The 17,918-nt window shown below is 22.1% G+C and carries 14 protein-coding genes; all 14 read left to right on the top strand.

Annotation, left to right across the window (positions count from 1 at the left end):
* Window positions 1-66: 66 nt before the first annotated feature.
* The 14 genes from VBM87_RS02275 (at window position 67) to VBM87_RS02210 (ending at window position 17,915) form a co-directional block, all read left to right on the top strand.
* Window positions 67-213 carry a hypothetical protein gene (locus VBM87_RS02275; RefSeq protein WP_257075686.1) on the top strand — a complete coding sequence of 49 codons (147 nt, stop codon included), beginning with the start codon at window positions 67-69 and terminating at the stop codon, window positions 211-213.
* 37 nt (window positions 214-250) lie between these two features.
* Window positions 251-1,627, top strand: a complete 1,377-nt coding sequence (locus VBM87_RS02270) for an ABC transporter ATP-binding protein (protein ID WP_323177204.1) — start codon at window positions 251-253, stop codon at window positions 1,625-1,627.
* Complete coding sequence (locus VBM87_RS02265; protein ID WP_323177203.1) at window positions 1,608-2,441, top strand: ABC transporter permease; 834 nt, start codon at window positions 1,608-1,610, stop codon at window positions 2,439-2,441. The genes VBM87_RS02270 and VBM87_RS02265 overlap by 20 nt, the downstream gene beginning before the upstream one ends.
* Complete coding sequence (locus tag VBM87_RS02260; protein WP_323177202.1) at window positions 2,434-3,297, top strand: ABC transporter permease; 864 nt, start codon at window positions 2,434-2,436, stop codon at window positions 3,295-3,297. The genes VBM87_RS02265 and VBM87_RS02260 overlap by 8 nt, the downstream gene beginning before the upstream one ends.
* On the top strand, window positions 3,290-5,008 hold the full coding sequence (locus VBM87_RS02255; protein WP_323177201.1) for a hypothetical protein: 1,719 nt from the start codon (window positions 3,290-3,292) through the stop codon (window positions 5,006-5,008). Before VBM87_RS02260 ends, VBM87_RS02255 begins: the two co-directional genes overlap by 8 nt.
* Window positions 5,009-5,503: 495 nt before the next feature.
* Entirely contained in the window at window positions 5,504-8,440 is a 2,937-nt protein-coding gene (gene dnaE, locus VBM87_RS02250; protein ID WP_323177200.1) for a DNA polymerase III subunit alpha, read from the top strand.
* A gap of 2 nt (window positions 8,441-8,442) precedes the next feature.
* Window positions 8,443-9,333, top strand: a complete 891-nt coding sequence (locus VBM87_RS02245) for a 5'-3' exonuclease (RefSeq protein WP_257075677.1) — start codon at window positions 8,443-8,445, stop codon at window positions 9,331-9,333.
* On the top strand, window positions 9,323-10,528 hold the full coding sequence (locus VBM87_RS02240) for a hypothetical protein (RefSeq protein ID WP_323177199.1): 1,206 nt from the start codon (window positions 9,323-9,325) through the stop codon (window positions 10,526-10,528). Before VBM87_RS02245 ends, VBM87_RS02240 begins: the two co-directional genes overlap by 11 nt.
* Before the next feature lie 25 nt (window positions 10,529-10,553).
* On the top strand, window positions 10,554-10,895 hold the full coding sequence (locus VBM87_RS02235) for a thioredoxin family protein (protein ID WP_323177198.1): 342 nt from the start codon (window positions 10,554-10,556) through the stop codon (window positions 10,893-10,895).
* Entirely contained in the window at window positions 10,895-12,622 is a 1,728-nt protein-coding gene (locus VBM87_RS02230) for a GIY-YIG nuclease family protein (RefSeq protein WP_323177197.1), read from the top strand. Before VBM87_RS02235 ends, VBM87_RS02230 begins: the two co-directional genes overlap by 1 nt.
* A gap of 29 nt (window positions 12,623-12,651) precedes the next feature.
* Entirely contained in the window at window positions 12,652-14,643 is a 1,992-nt protein-coding gene (locus VBM87_RS02225; protein WP_323177196.1) for a DHH family phosphoesterase, read from the top strand.
* 10 nt (window positions 14,644-14,653) lie between these two features.
* Complete coding sequence (gene rplI, locus VBM87_RS02220; protein WP_323177195.1) at window positions 14,654-15,112, top strand: 50S ribosomal protein L9; 459 nt, start codon at window positions 14,654-14,656, stop codon at window positions 15,110-15,112.
* Window positions 15,113-15,122: 10 nt separating this feature from the next.
* On the top strand, window positions 15,123-16,505 hold the full coding sequence (dnaB, locus tag VBM87_RS02215) for a replicative DNA helicase (protein ID WP_323177194.1): 1,383 nt from the start codon (window positions 15,123-15,125) through the stop codon (window positions 16,503-16,505).
* A 36-nt stretch (window positions 16,506-16,541) separates the two neighbouring features.
* Complete coding sequence (locus VBM87_RS02210; protein WP_323177193.1) at window positions 16,542-17,915, top strand: CNNM domain-containing protein; 1,374 nt, start codon at window positions 16,542-16,544, stop codon at window positions 17,913-17,915.
* The last annotated feature ends 3 nt before the right edge of the window (window positions 17,916-17,918 follow it).

Raw genomic sequence — 17,918 nt, 5'->3', positions numbered from 1 at the left:
AAAAATCTGTTTTTTTTATTTTAAAAAAATTAAAAGATTTTTTAATTTATTTTCTATAATTTTGCTATGAAAATAGCAAATTATTGGAAACAAGATAAATACAGATCTAAACAGATCTTATTAATTTTTAATGAAGATAATAATCCTTCATTACCATTTTATGTTATTGAATATTCACAAAATCTTTATGATTGCGCGTCCGCTTTAATTTAATTATGCTATTTTCGTTTAATTAAATTAAAGGAGTTCAATGAAAAAAAATAATATACAACACATTATTGAACTTAAAGAAGTAGTCAAAGAATTTGATGGTAAATTAGTTTTAGATAATGTGGATTTAAAAATAAATAAAGGAGAATTTGTAACTCTTTTAGGCCCATCAGGATCTGGCAAAACAACTATTTTACGTTTAATAGCCGGTTTTGAATGAGCAACTAGAGGAGAAATAAAATTTAATGGATTAGATATTAAAGATTTACCGGCTCATTCAAGAGATTTATCAACCATTTTTCAAGATTACGCTCTATTTCCTCATTTAAATGTAGAAGGTAATATTAGATACGGATTAGTTTTAAAAAGAAAGCCTAAAGAACATGTTAATCCTAAATATAAACAATTATTAGAACAAAAAATTAAACAATGAGAACAAAAAGCTAAAATGAAGATGGCACAATTAGATAAAATTCAAGAAGAATATGAATCTGAAATGTCTAAATTTAAACCTACAAGTAGACAATATAAGAAAAGACAATCATGATTAGATGATTCTGATTTTAAATATTCATATTGAGAATATTATGTAACTGAACAAACAGAAAAATTTGAAAAAAAATATTTAACAAGAAAATTAAATAAACTTGAAATTCAACAAGAAGTTGATCAAATAGTTAAATTAGTAGGTTTAGAAGGAAACGAAAAGAAAAAAATAAATGAATTATCTGGGGGAATGAGACAAAGAGTTGCTTTAGCTCGATCACTTGTAATTGAACCAGAAATTTTATTATTAGATGAACCTCTAAGTGCTTTAGATGCTAAAATAAGACAAAGAATGCAAATTTTATTAAGAAACATCCAAAAAAAATTAGGTTTAACTTTTATCTTTGTTACACACGATCAACATGAAGCTCTAGAATTATCTGATAGAGTAGCAATTGTAAGAGATGGTAAAATTGAACAATATGATACTCCTAAAGTAATTTACGATTATCCAGTAAATAAATGAGTAGCTAATTTTATTGGTGAATCAAATATTTATAATGGTATTTTTGGTGAAAATGCAACAGTTACTATTTGAGGTAATAAACAATTTAGAACTATTCATGATGAAAATGAGTTTGAAATAGGTCAAGAAGTAGATGTTTTAATTAGACCAGAAGACGTAGATATATTAAATACTGATAGAGAGCAAGGACAAAAATTACTTGGTAAAATTTTAAATTTAACTTACAGAGGTAGTTATTACTATTTAACAGTTGAATTAGACAATAAGCAAATTATTCATGTAGAAACAGCAAAAAAATTTAATATTGGTGAAAAAGTATTTATAAGTTGAACAATTGATACAATTCATTTAATGAAAAAAGATAGCAAGTGAGATTATTCAGCAGATGTGAACAAAAATAGTTAATAAATTGTCTTTAAATAAAAGATTAACTTTAACCATTCCTTTTGTTTTAATTGCTTTATTGTTTATTATTTTACCTGTATTAATGATTATTATTAATGCATTAACACCAAGAGAAAATTTTGATTCTTTTTCTTTAATAAAAGAAGCTAATACATGAAGACAAATATGAAGAAGTTTGAAAATAGGAGTAATTAGCTCACTTTTATGTTTAATAATTGGTTTTCCTTATGCTTATTTTATAGCATCGAGCAAAAATAAATATTTAGCTATATACGCAATGAGTTTAATTATTAGTCCTATGGTGATCTTTACTATTGCTAAAATTTACTCTATTAGAGGTTTCTTTTTATCAATTTTTGAAGAAGAAACTTTAAATGCCGAATGATTTATGGTTTTGGCTTTAACTTATTTAAATTTACCCTTAATGATCATGCCACTTTATTCTGTGTTTAAAGATATGCCCAAAAATATAATTGAAGCAAGCGAAGATTTAGGTTATTCTAAATTTAAAACTCTTTTTAAAGTTGTTGTTCCTTATGGACTTAAGGCAATAATAAGTGGATTAGGATTAATTTTTCTATCTTCTGCTACTAATTTTGTCATTAGTGATAAATTGCTTCCAAATAAAAATCAATTACCATTAATTGGTTCAATAATTAATGATTATACTAATCCTTCTAATGAATTTGCCCTAGCTACTGGGACAACAATTGTTTTAGTAGTTTCAGCAATTTTTATTGGTTTATATGCTTTATTACAACTAACACCTAAATTAATTAGCAAAATATCAAAGAAAGGATGAGTATATGAATAAATTTTTAGTTTTTTTAAAACATTCATATATTTATTTAATATTAACTTTAACATACATACCATTGATTTTTGCTGTTATTTTTAGTTTTAATGCACCTAGCTCTAAGGGTTATTTAAGTTTTAGTTGAAATAGATTCACAACTCAAGCATGAAGAGATTTTTGATTAAGCGGAAGAGATTTAGCTTTAGTTAATTCAATTATCATCGCTTTAATTACTGCTTTTTTAGTTGTAAGTATTTCTTTAGTTACTTCTTTTGCATTATGAAAACAAAAAAACAAAAAAATCTCTTCTGCTATTAATTCTGTTAATAATATTCCTTTAATTAATCCAGATAATATTACTGCTATAGGACTTGTACTAGTTTTTTCAATGTTATTTGGTTCATTAGCAAATACAAGCGAGGGAATTATTAGAGGGATAACAGGTCATACTATTATGGCTTTACCATACGGTATAACGCTTATGTTACCTAGAAGTGAAAAATTCAATAAATCCTTATTTGAAGCTAGTCAAGATTTAGGTTTTTCTCCCTTAAGATCTTGATTTAAAACCTATTTTGTATATATGTTACCAACGATTATTTTTGTTGCTGTTGTTGCTGCGGTTCTTTCTTTTGATGATTTTATTATTTTAAGAACTTTAACAAATACTTCAACTTTGGGTACAAAATTATATGAAAGTGATTTTCAAGCTTGAGGTTTAGTAATTGGTGCTGCATTAATGTTAATTACTCTTTTTATAAATATTGTTTGAATATTTATAAAAAGTAGACAATTAAATACTAAAAAATCACAAAAACTTTTGTTTCTTTTTAAAAAAAATAAAAAATTTTTAGGAAAGGAGCAAAATGTTTAAAAAAATATTTTCAAAAAATTTTGCTTATTTTTTAGCTGCTATTGGAACAATAGGAACTTTATCTGGGGCTTTGGCATACAAATATTCTTCCTCTTTTAAACCTAGTTTTTACAACTATAAACAGTATATTTCTGATGAAAATAAAGAAATTATAGAACAAGAATTTGATTATAAAGAATTTGATACTCTTAATCAATTTACTAATGCTATTTTAACTAATAAAGCAGTGGCTGGTATAGGTTCTGATTCACAAGTAGTTAATTTAATTAAAAATAATAAATTACAAAAAATTGATTTTAAAAAAATTTTCCCTGAAATTTTTGAAAATCAATCTAATAAAGAATTAAAAGATATATTAAAAGAATTATATACTGATGTTGTTTGAGAACATTTAGTATCATATGATCAAGATCTTTTAACTGATATTAATGGTAATGAATTTGAAGATGGGCCAAGACATTTATGAGAATATTTTGTACCATATTTTGCTCAAGATATGGTAGTTGCTTATAACCCAACAAAATTATTTGCAAAATTAAATAAATTCGGTAATGATTATAATTATAAAGATTTTGATTTTAGAAAATATTATGAATTAGATCAAGAAATTCATAATAAATTAAATGAAGAAAGAAAAAATGATAATTCTTGGGAAAAAGGAAGTTACAGTCTTTATTCGATTTTGAAAGTTTTAAAAGAAATGGGTTTTAGCAAATTAGAAGCAACAGATTCAGTTAGAGATAATATGATTTATGGTTCAGCTTATCGTTTTGATAACAAAGAAAATAGATATGTTAATACTTTTGCTACTGGCAAAGGAGAAAATTTTGGCAAAATAGATCAAATTGAAACTTTTGTTGCAGAATTTAAACGTCATTTAGATTCTAATTCTATTAAAAATCAAAATTTATCTACTAAAGATCAATTTGTTAATAGTCTTGAAGATTTTGTACAATCACAAGTTAGGGGCCCAAAAAGTTATAAAGAATTAATAGATCAATTTGAAAATATTTTCAAAAATGCTCTTAATTATAGTTTAAACGATATTAATATTAACTTTATTGGTAACGGTTTAGAATTAGTTGATAAAATTATTGATCCAAATACAGACATTGAGGCCGGTATTATTTATAATGGAGATGCCTTTGATGCTTATTTGGCAAATGATAATAATGATGCTGTAAACGACGGTGTTATTAGATTTATTAGACCAAGAGATAATTTATTGCTTGTTGATGGTTTAATTATTGTAGCTAATACTGATGAACAAACAACAAATAAAATTTATGAATTAGCTAAAAACTCTATTTTTGAGGGTATAGCTGATAATAAATGAGATGAAACAGAAAATAAAATGGAATTAGGATCTTTAAATAATTTTGATTATATAGGATATACAGCAGCTTATAAAAAATTAGTTGATTATTTAAAAGAAAATTATTTCAATGATATTTTTGATGAAGAAAAACCAGAAGATAAATATAACATTTCTGATCTTGAAGAAAAACAATGAAAACAAATTGTCGATTACGAAAGAAACTATTTAAGCAGACTTTTTGATATTAATTCTCAATTTACTGTATTTAATCCAGGAACTAATGAATTAAAATTAGATAAATCTTATAATGTTATTCATCATGATATTAAACCAGTTTCACAAAAAACTTTAACTGAAATTGAAAGATATTGAAATTTAAAAATAAAAAAATAATTTAAAAATTTATTTATTAACTGATCTTCAACATTGCTATGAAATAGCATAAAAAAGATCAGTTTTTTATAATTATTAATCTAATCTTTAATTAAAATTTATCTTTTTAAAAAAATGTTAATAAAATCAATTCAAAATACTAAAAATCAAATTATTTTTAAATTAAAATTTGTTTATTTGTTAAAAAGTAATTAATTTATATAACATAAATTTTGAATCTATATATATTTTATTTTTACAATAGAAAAATATAAAATCCAAATAAAAATAATTAAGAAAATATAGTTTAAATTTAAATATTATTAATTTGTAAAAAATGATTCGATAATTTTTCAAGAATTAAAGAAATCAAAATTATAAAAATTTACTAGTTATTGCATTTAATTAAGCATTAAAGTAAAATATAGTAAATAAAAAGTCTGCTATAGCAGACAAACGCATTGATGGATAATCTCAATGTCGGCTCAAAATAATTATACACGAGAAGAGGTCCTAATGAAAACAATTCCCCAACTATATAATACTAGTGTTTATTCTTTCTTAGAATCTATAATTAAAATAGAAGATTTAGTAAAAAAGACAAAAGATGCTGGATTAAGTTCAGTAGTTTTAACAGATCATAACAATATGTTTGCTTTAGGACAATTTTTACAAGAATGTAAAAAAGTTAATATTAAACCTGTTTTAGGCGTTGATTTAGATGTTCAAAATTTACGTTTTATATTGCTTGCAAAAAATTATGCAGGATTTCAATTTATAAATGAATTGATTTTGAAAAAAAGTATGAAAGAAGTTATTAATTACGATGATTTAAATAATAACAATATTTTTATAATAGGTCATCCTGAAATTGATTATTCTTTATTCGAAGAACTAAAAATATCTAAAGAAAATAATTTTTATTTACCATTTAGAGAAGTGGCAGGAATAAGAAATATTAATAAATTTGTTTATTTAAAAACAAATAATGCTTTTAAAATAGAAGATAATGAAGCACTTGAATTACTTGAAAAATTATCAAAAAATAAAATAAAAAAGATAGAAAATAATTACTTTGAAAATTTGTCATTACCTGCTCAAATTATAAAAAATATTGAGTATATTTTAGATAATTGTAATGTTATTTTCCCAGAAAAAAAACTAAATTTAGCTAATTATGATAATCAAAATGATATTCAAGCCTTTGAAACATTTAAAAATTTATTAAAAAATGCAATTTTGCGAAAAAATCATGAATTAATTAAATATAAAAATTGGAATTTAAGATTAAAGTATGAAGTAGAAATTATCAAAAATGCTGGATTTATAAATTATTTTTTAATAATTCAAGATATTGTTAATTGAGCTAAAAAACAAAATATTTCAATTGGTCCAGGAAGAGGAAGTGCAGCTGGATCGCTTGTATCTTATTTATTAGGCATAACTAATATTAATCCTTTAGAATATGATTTATTGTTTGAAAGATTTTTAAATCCAGGCCGTTTGAGCTGACCTGATATAGATATTGATATTCAAGATGATCGCAGACATGAAGTTTTTAATTATATAAAAGAAAAATATGGTTTTGAAAAAGTTGCTTTAATATCTACTTTTCAAACTATAGGTGCTAAAATGGCTTTAAGAGATGTAGCAAGAATTATTGATAATCCACTTTCTATGGTCGAAATTAATAAAATTACTAAAACATTAGATGCTAATTTATCTTTACAAGAATCTTATGCAAATAATAGAAATTTCAGACTATTAATTGATAAATATCCAAAATTATTTGAATTAGCTTTAAAAATTGAAGGTTTACCACGACAATATAGTTTTCATCCAGCAGGAATAATAATTGCACAAAACAAAATTTCTAATTTTTGTCCTGTTTCATTAAATAATGATGATTCTTTTCAACAAGTTCAATTAACTATGAATCATATTGAAGATTTTGGATTATTAAAAATAGATTTGTTAGGTTTAAAAACACTAACTGAAATAGCTAATATAGAAAATTTTCTTCAACCTGATCAATATTATGAAAATTTATTAAAAAACAATGCCTCATTAATAAATGATAAATTAACTTTTGATATGTTAAATAGTGGTTTTACAAAAGGAATTTTTCAATTAGAATCTCCTGGTATGACTAATACTATTAATAGAGTGCACATTGATAAATTTAATGATTTATTTGATATTATTTCACTTTTTAGACCTGGCCCAGTTAAATATATTAATGAATATGCCTTATCTAAAAAAAATAAAAAAAATATGAAAAATATTCATCCTCTTTATGATGTTATAGTTGAACAAACGCATGGAGTAATAGTATATCAAGAACAAATTATGCAAATTGCTCAACAAATAGCTGATTTTACATTTATTGAAGCTGATTTTTTAAGAAAAGCAATTAGTAAAAAACATGAAGATGAAATTTTAATTTATAAAGAAAAATTTATAACTAATGCAATTAAAAAAGGTTTAAAAGTGAAACAGGCTAATGAAATTTATGAAAATATACAACGTTTTGGTCTATATGGGTTTAACAAAAGTCATGCTGTTAGTTATGCTTTTTTAACTATGAAAATGGCATATTATAAAGCTAGATATCCTTTATATTATTATGCTTCTTTAATAACTAATTCTCAAGGTTCGCAAGAACTTATAAGTAATTTCGCACAGGAAGCTAAAGAAATGGGTTTTACTATTTATTCGCCTGATATTAGATATTCCACAAATAAAAGTGAAATAATAAATAATATTTTATATTTACCACTAAATTTAATTAAAGGATTTGGTAATGAAAGTATAAATAAAATTCTTTCCGATTTAAATATCAATGGTCCTTTTAATAATAATATTTTAGAAATCTTATTAAGATTAAGATTTGCAGGAATTAAAGATGCTGCCTTGGATTTATTAATTAAAGCTAATGTTTTTAGATTTTTTGGTCCAACTAAATATATTGAACAAGCAGCTTTACAAATAAAAGATATTTATTTATTATTTTCTAAAAATGAAACTTTTAAACAAGTACAAGATAAACTAGAAAAAGCTGGTTATTTAAATTTAGATATGTTAGACAATGATTTTAAAAAATATGAAGATATTGATTATGAAACAAATAATGAAATCGCATTATTAGGACAATCTTACAACATATTTTTAACTTCAAAATATGAAAATACTTTTACCAATCGTTTGGTAACTTTAATACCTGGTTCAGAAGAAAGAACATATGTAGTTGAAGTGGTTAATATTAAATTATTTAGAACCAATAAATTTTTTACTTTAGAAGTAAGAGATAGTAGTAAATCTTTAACATTTGTTTTATCAGATATTTATTACAATCATTATAATAATCTAAAAAAAGGTGATGTTATTTTAATAAATGCTTATCATAAATTAAATAATAAAAATCCTCAGATTCTCAATTGAAGGAGCGTTTAGCTATGAAAAAATTTTTACTTGTTGATGGTAATTTATTATTATTTCAATCCTTTTATGCTTCATATAATCCTTATCAAAAAAATATGATTTCACCAGAAGGTATAACAACAAATGGAGTTCATGTATTTTTAATAACTTTATGTAAATTATTAAATTATCTTAAACCAGATTATCTTTTTATTGCTTTTGATGCTAACTCGAAAACTAAAAGACATCAAATTTATCAAAACTATAAATCAGGAAGAAATAAACCACCAGAAATTATTTTCGAACAATTTGATCTAATAAAAATCATTTTGAATAAATTAAATATAGAATGATTAGAAAAAAATGGGGAAGAAGCTGATGATTTAATTGCCACTTTAGTTAATAACAATAACTGTCAAAATTTTATATTTTCTAAAGATAAAGATTTATTGCAACTAGTTGATAATAATACATGCATTATTAAAACCAATAGAGAAAAAGATACTTTTGAACTAATTAATTTAGAAAATTTTAAAAGTATTTATAATATTAATCCTATTCAAATCCCAGATTTTAAAGGAATTGCTGGTGATAATTCTGATAATTTACCTGGAGTACAAGGCATAGGAGATAAAGGAGCGATTAAATTATTAAATGAATTTAATACTCTTGAAGATATTTATAATAATATAGAATTAGTTAAAGGCAAAACAAAAGAAAAATTATTATCTAATAAAAATAGTGCATTTTTATGCAAAACATTAGCAATTTTAAATAAAAATGTTGATATGGAATTAAATTTAGATAAATATTCTAATTTTTTAAAAAATAATATTGTGGAAGGATTAAATTTTTTATCACTTCATGGTTTAAATAAAGCTAAAGAATATATAAAAGGAATTATTGATTTTAAAAATGAAAATTAAATATTTTAATAATTTTAAAAAAATTGAAAATAATACAAATAAAATTTATAAAAAAAATATTAATTTTGCTGTTGAAAGTTTATTATTTATTTTATTTTTATTTTTCAGCGTATTAGCTATTTTAATACATTATAATAATGATTTTTTAAATCAAAACAATACTTTATTTTTACTTAAAAAAATTTATGTATTTAGCTTTGGTTTACTTTTCGGAGATACATTAATACCTTTTATTGTATTTATTTTAGGTTTATTTTTAATAAGATGAATAACATTTTTTTATAGAAAAAAATATATTCCATGATTTCAAAATCATTTAAGAGTAAATTATCTTATTTTAAGAAACCAAATTATTTTTATTTGAATTTCACTTATTTTATTATCATTAGTTTTTTATCATTTATATTTGGTTTTACAAAGAGTTGAGAATTTTTGATATTATAATGTAAATAATGTTAAATTAATATATACCAATGGATGATATAAAAATTTTATTGGTTCAATAGATGATTTACCAAATGTTAAAAATAATATTGGTTTTTTATTAGATAGTATTTTTAATTTACCTTATGTAATTTCTTTTTCGCCTTTTTTAACTATTTTAATTACTTTATTTTTTTCTATATATATAATTTTGAAATTTTTATATGTTAAACCTTTTTATTATTATAAGAAATTGTCATTAGCAAAACATTCATTGAATGAAATTAAAAAAGAATTAGAAAATAATTTATTATTTGAGTTTACAGATGATTGTTATAATTATTTTTTAAAAATTAATAAAGCTTGTGAAGAATATGATCTAAATAAAAAAAAATCTTTAAAAATAATAATTAAAAATATTAAAAAAAATGATAATTATTATTTTTTAACTCCAATAAAAATTAATGACTTTGATTATTTTGCAACAACAAAATATGAAAAAATAGATAAAAATAATTTAGAAATCTCTAATAGTAATAATACACTTATAAATAATGAAAATGAGAAAATAATAGATGATTATTATCCTTTAAATGAAATAGATCAATTTTTAGATACAGAATATATTGATATTAAAAATAATTTTAAAATAAAGGAAAATGAAGAAAATTCCATCGATATATCAAATAATATAATTGAAAAAACAACATTAGAACATGAAAACTATATAGATGATGATGAATTTAATGAAAATTTAAATATTTTATTTTAATTTAATTTACAAAAGGAGTGATTTCATGAAAAAAATTTCTTTTAATGAATTAAAAGAAATACTTGAAAGAAAAGACTATGCTAAAAAATTATTTTTTCTAGTATTTACTACTTCATGATGCAATGATTGTAAAATAATGAAACCTATTATTAAAGAATTGTATGAAGATTACAAAACTCGAGATGATGTAATATTTTTAGAAATAGACGCAGAAGAAGCAAATTTATATAAAAATGCGTCCTCTAATTGAGAAATTTTTAAAGTTCCTTCTTTTGTTTATTATAAAAATAACAAAATTTTAAAGATTTTATACGAATATTACCCTAAAAATATACTTTCTAAATATATTGAGGACTATACTGATTAATGTTTGATAAAAATAAATTAAATAATGTAAAAAATCTTCCCGGTGTTTATTTATGAAAAAATAAAAATGATGATGTCATCTATGTTGGTAAAGCAAAAAAATTGCAAAATCGGATGAAACAATATTTTGAAGGATCAATAAATTCATTTAAAACAAATAAAATGGTTAATGATATAAGTGATTATCAAATATTTATTGTCAGTAATGATAAAGAAGCTTTATTACTTGAAAGAAAATTAATAGAAAGATATAAACCAGAATACAACATTTTATTACAAGATGATAAATACTATCCATATATTGAAATATCTTATAAAAATACTGAAATAAAAATTTCAAGATTAAATAAACATAAAATTCAGAAAAAACCTAATTCATTATATTTGGGCCCTTTTCCTAACGGCTATGGTGCCAGCAAAATATTAAAATTAATTGAAAGAGAAGCATTTTATACTAATGGTTTAAAAATTGAAAATAATGATCCATTATTTTGAAAACAAAAATTTTTAAATTTAAAAAAAATTCTAAATTTCAGTAATGAAGATTATTTGAAAAAATTAAAACAGGAAATGCACTCAGCAGCTGAAAAATGAAATTTTGAAATTGCTAAAGATTTAAAAGAATCCATAGAATATTTAGAAAAATTAAAAGAAAAGCAAGTTATTGAATTAAAAAATCAAAAAGATTTAGATGTAATTTCTTATAAAGTTGTCGATGATCTAATTTTTTTAAATATTTTATTTTATAGACATGGTATATTAATGGATAGTGATAGAATTGTACTTAAAAGTAATTTAAATGTTAAATTTTTCTTTGAAGAATTTTTAGATCATTATTATTTTAATAAATTAGTTCCTGATTTAATTTTGGTAGATAAAGAATTACTAAATTTGGATTTAGATATTGATTTAAATATTTATAAATTAACAAGTGATAATACTAAAATTTATAAACAATTATTAAATTTAGCTTATTTAAATTTAAATGTATTTATTGAAAAAGAGCTTTTAAATTACAAATTTAAAATTAATAAAACTATAAATAATTTAAAATCCTTTAGTGAATTAATTGGCTTAGAAAATCTTAAAGATATTGTTTTATTTGATAATTCGAATTTAAATAATTCTAATCCAATAGGAGTGGCTATTGTTTATACAAATGGAGTAAAAAATAAAAGTGGGTATCGAAAATTTAATCACGGTTTAAATTTAACTAGAAAAGCAGATGTTGAATATATGGAATTAACTGCTGAAAAATATTTTAGTAATTTAGAAAAAAATATTTTTCCTTCGTTAATAATTGTTGATGGTGGAATGGCACAATTAAATTCAGTAAAAAAAATTATGAAAAAACATAATTTAAATTTAAAAATTATTGCTTTAGTAAAAGATGATAATCATAAAACCAAAGGATTAATAGATTTAAATGAAAATTTAATTTTAATAAATAGTATTGATAGTAATTTACGTAATTTTTTAAGTGAAATGCAATTAGAAGTTGATCGTTTTGCAAAAGAACATTTAAGAAATAGATTGAGAATAATCTCAACGCAAGGTAAATTACAAACAATAAAAGGATTAGGTCCAAAAATGGAAACAAATTTATTAAATTATTTTCATAATTATGCCAATATTTTCAATGCTCCATACGAAGAATTAATTAAAGTTGTGCCCAAAAATATTGCTAAAAAAATTTTTGATAAAGATTATCTCAATAATGAAAATTAACATCTTGTATTATAATAATATTAATAACTATGAAAAATGTTAATTTAAAAAGTAAAAGCAAAATTTATATTTGATTATTATCAATATTAATTATTAGTTTATCTATATTATTAATAATTTTTTATGCTCTTTATATATGAAATATCAATACAATTCAAGTAGAATGAATTAATTATATTTTCGTGGCTTTAATTTTATTATCCTTTTTTTCTTTGGGGTTGATAATAACTAAACAAATTTATGCATATAATCATTATAAAAATATTACAAGATTTTCTTTTGATCAATATTTAGATGAAGTCAATAGTTATAGTTTAGTTGGTTCAATAATTGTAGATATAAATAATAAAATATTATGAACTAGTAAATTTATAAATATTCGTTTTGGTGATAAATGAACTGGTAAAAGTGTTAATGATTTTTTTAATCATTTTAGAATTAAACATCAAAATGAAAAAACAATTGAATTTCGCCATGATAATAATTATTACCAAGTTAATTTTTGAAATTTATCTAATTCTTTTTTAATTAAAGATATAACAATGGAAAAAAATATAATGAAACTTTATGAAAATCGAAGTGTTGTTGTGGGAGAATTAGAAATTGATAATTATCAGTTATATCAATCCTTTTTTTCAGAAGAACAATTGTTTAATTTAAATAAAGAAGTAATTAATATTTTAGATATTTTATCCAGCAAATATAATCTTTTTTATAGACAATATAATACAAATGGCAAATTTTTAATAATTACTGATTTTGCTGCTTTAGAAAAAATGAAAAAAGAAAATTTTGAATTTTTTGATAGTTTACATAATTTTCATAATACCAATGAATCAGAAAAAAAATATATTTATTCTGTTTCAGCAGGTTTTGCTAGTGGAATTATTGATCTAGGTTTAAAAATGAATAAAGCTAAATCTGCTTTACTTTTAGCACAAAACAGAGGTGGAGATCAAATTTGTATTTTACATGATAATGAAAATGCTAACTATTTTGGTTCTGCTAAAGAAATTTTGCCTTCTTTTGATAGAATAAGAATAAAAAGTATTTTGGAAGTTTTGAAAAATAAATTATTATCTAAAAATATAGAAAATGTTATTATTTATGGTCATTCAAATGCTGATTTAGATGCAATAGGTTCAGCATTAGGAATTGCCACAATAGTTAAATATTATAATAAAAAAGTTTTTATTTGTACATCAACACAAGATTTTACTACTAGAAAAATAATGAATGAATATTTTGAAGATAATAATATATTTATAAAATCTAAACAAGCAGATAAATTGAGTAATGAAAAAACACTTGTTTTTTTTGTAGATAATGCGCATCCCTCTAGAACAGATAATCCTGAAGCTTTGAAAAAAATTGATAAAAATAATATTTTTATACTTGATCATCATAGATTAAATAATAATTTGGATTTCGTTCCCAAAACACAAAAAATAATTGATCCATCAGCCTCTTCTACTTCGGAAATAGTTACTGAGATTTTAATGTTACATAAAAATATTATTCCTATAAATTTTAAAATTGCTCAAATGTTACTTAATGGAATTTATTTAGATACCTTACAATTTCAAAAACATGTTACTTCTAAAACTTTTGAAGCTGCTTCTTGATTACAAGGTAAAGGAGCTAATGCAACTATTAGTAGCGAAGCTTTAAAAATGAATTATGAAACAAATCAAAAAGTTAAAGAATTGTTAGAAAATTTAAAAGAAATCAAACCAGGTTATTATCTATCATATAAAGATGTTTCTGTTTCAAATGATACTATTTCTATAGCAGCAGAAGAAATTTTACGTATTAGCAACAGAAAAGCTTCTTTTGTAATTGCTAGAAATGAAATCAATAATAAATTAAAATTAAGTGCTAGAGGAATCGATACTAACGTTCAAATAATTGCTGAAAAAGTTGGCGGGGGTGGACATTTTGGTGCAGCAGCAGCAGAAACATCAGAAGATATGGAAACTTTTATAGATAATATTATTCAAGCTATAATAAGTGCTAAATAAAGGAGAATATATGAAAGTAATTTTATTAAAAGATGTCAAAGAAGGCAAGGCTAATACAATAATTGAAGTTAGCAATGGTTATGCAACTAATTATTTAATAGCAAAAGGATTGGCATTACCATATAATGAATTTACTAAAAAACAATTAGATAAAAAATTAAATGATTTAATTGCTGAAAAAATGGAACAAAGAGCTGAAGCTTTAAAATTAAAAGAACTGTTAGAAAATGATCAATTAGAATACATTCTTGATGCAAAAATTGATAGCAGAGGCAATTTAAATGTTCATCATGCTATATCTACTAAAGAAATTTTTAAAGATTTGCAAAAAAAAGGTTATAAATTAAATAAATATGCAGTTCAAAAAGTTCACTTAGTTTCAAATGGATTGCATATAATTGAAATACATATATTTGAGGATATAAAAGCAAATTTAAAGGTTAATATTACTTTGAAACAATTAAATTAATATAGGTGTTATGAAAATTTTAAAAGAAGAAATAATAATAAAAGATATACTTTTAGAACAAAAAATATTATCTTTGTTAATACATAAATACGACTCACCTGGAGAATTAATTCCTTTTTTAGAACCAAATGATTTTTATGATGTTTCTAACAGGGAATTGTTCGTGGTAATGAGAACGCTTTATGAAGAAAGTAAAAGTATAAATGAAGATACAATAATCGAGAAAGCAAAAGAATTAGGATTAGATAGAAATGTAAATTTAATTTTTCTTAATAAAATTTTTAATACTATTGTTTTTTTTGTTAATTTAGAAATGCATAGAGAAAATCTAGTAGAAATATCAAAACAAAGAAAATTACAAATAGGGTTAAATCAGTTAAATAATCTTTTTGAATCAAAAGACAAAGCAGATTCTGAAACAATACTTAATCAAATGCAAGAAATTATTTATGAAGTTGGTTCACAAGTATCGAAAAATCTTTTTCTTTCAAGTAAAGAAGTAAGTGATAATTATTTTGAAAAATTAATTACTTTAAAAAATCGCAGAGAAAATGAAATAAATGGATTATCTACTGGTTTTGAATCTTTTGATGTTTTAAATCAAGGATTACAACCTACTGAATTAATGATTATAGCTGCAAGACCTGCTATGGGTAAAACAGCTTTTGCTTTAAATATAGCAATTAATGTAGCAAAATCATTTAATAAAAAAAATGTGGCTTTTTTTTCATTTGAAATGTCGCCTGAACAATTGATGTCTAGAGTTTACAGCATTTTGTCCAATGTAAGCACCAGCAAATTAAAAAATGCTAAAGATATTAGTGATTTAGAGTGAGTACAAATAGCAAATGTAAAAAGTAAACAAATTGACAAATTAAACTTATTTATAGATGATTCTGGATCATCAACCTTAAGAACTTTAGTATGAAAATGTCGTAGATGACATAAATTAAATAAATTAGATTTAATTGTTATAGATTATTTACAATTAATTTCTCTGGATAATACAAAAAAAAGTGATAATAGACAAAACGAAGTGGCTACTATTAGTAGAACTTTAAAATTATTAGCTAAAGAATTAAATATACCTATTATTGCTTTAAGTCAATTATCTAGAGAAGTTGAAAAAAGACAAGATAAACAACCTATGCTCGCAGATTTAAGAGAGAGTGGAGCAATAGAACAAGATGCGGATATTGTTGCTTTTTTATATAGAGAAAATTATTATAATAAGGCAACTGATTGATCTAATAAATTTTCCCCTACTAAATTAATTGTGGCAAAAAATAGAAGCGGACCATTAAAAGATATTGATTTAACTTTTGATATGCCAATAGGAAAATTCATCGATGAAAAAGATTTTTTAAATTCTGATACATCAAATAATAAATAATATTTATAATAATAAAATAAAAAGGAAAAATAATTCATGGACCTGAATAATATAACTACTAAATATTTAGAAATAACTACATCTAATAATCAAACTTTAACAAAACCTTTTAGCAATACTTTTTTAATAGTTACGATAATTTTATTAATTATTTTAATAATTGCAAGTAGTATGTTTAGTGCTGCTGAAACTGCATATACATCTTTAAATTTAGGTAAAGTTGAAACATTAATAAGTAATAAAAATAATTTTACAAATAAATTGATAAAAAAGCAATATTTAGCTTTTAATCAAGTTTTAGTAACAATATTGATTTGTAATAATATTGTTAATATAGCTTCTTCTGCTATTTTATCTTGAATTTTATCAATAACACTGGGCGGTACTAATTTAGAAAATTATATTGCTTTATTATCAACTGCTGTTATGACACCGATAATAGTTTTATTTGGCGAAATAATTCCTAAATTAATAGCAAAAAGCCATCCAATATATACTAGTAAAACATTATGTTATCCTTTATTGTTTTTCTATTATTTGTTTTGACCATTTACTTATCCAATCAGTAAAATAGGCAAAAAAATTTACATAACTAATACTGAAGAAGATTTAAAAAATATAATAGATGTGGCACAAAATGAGGGTGTTTTAGAAACTAATGAAAGTATTATGGCACAAAATGCATTAGATTTAGATAGTGTAAAAGTAAAAAAACATTTTGTAAAATTAAAAGATATAACATTTGTAGAAGTTGATAATAATATTTCTAGAGTTTTAGAAGTTTTTGCAGAAACTAATTATTCTCGTTTACCAGTAAAAAATAAAGAAAATGATTTTATAGGAATTATTTTATTAAAAGATATTTTTACACTTCAAAAAGGCAATATTAGTAAATATATCAAAACTGTACCTACTTTGAGTTCAAATATTTCTTTATCCAAAGCTTTAGAAATTTTAAGATCAAATAAAGTTCAAATGGGATTTGTTACAGAAAATAATTCATCTAAAGAAATAATTGGTTTAATAACTATAGAAGATATTTTAGAAGAAATAGTTGGTGAAATTTATGATGAATATGATGAAGAAGAATGAGAATATTTGGAAGAAATTAGTCTAGAATTATATAAAGCCAATAGTAAAATTAAGATTAAAACAATCGAAAAAGAAATCGAAGTAGATTTAGATTTATCTAAAGATGAAGAAAAATTAACATTAGCTAAATGATTAGAAAAACGTACTAATAAAAAAATAAGTAAATCGTTAAATTATTCAGTAAATGGAATTAATTTTTCAAAAGCTAAGAAAACTTCAAGTAAATCAGATGTTTGAACTATTGAAATTTCTTTAGGTAATAACGTAGATTTTAAAGAAGAAACCACACAATTTCTAATCGAAAATCAAATAAAATAAGGG

Source organism: Mycoplasma sp. 744, from assembly GCF_034863305.1.
Classification (GTDB): domain Bacteria; phylum Bacillota_I; class Bacilli_A; order Mycoplasmatales; family Metamycoplasmataceae; genus Mycoplasmopsis.
Note: the sequence above shows the minus strand (reverse complement) of the source record. Positions and strands in the feature narration are given on the sequence as shown.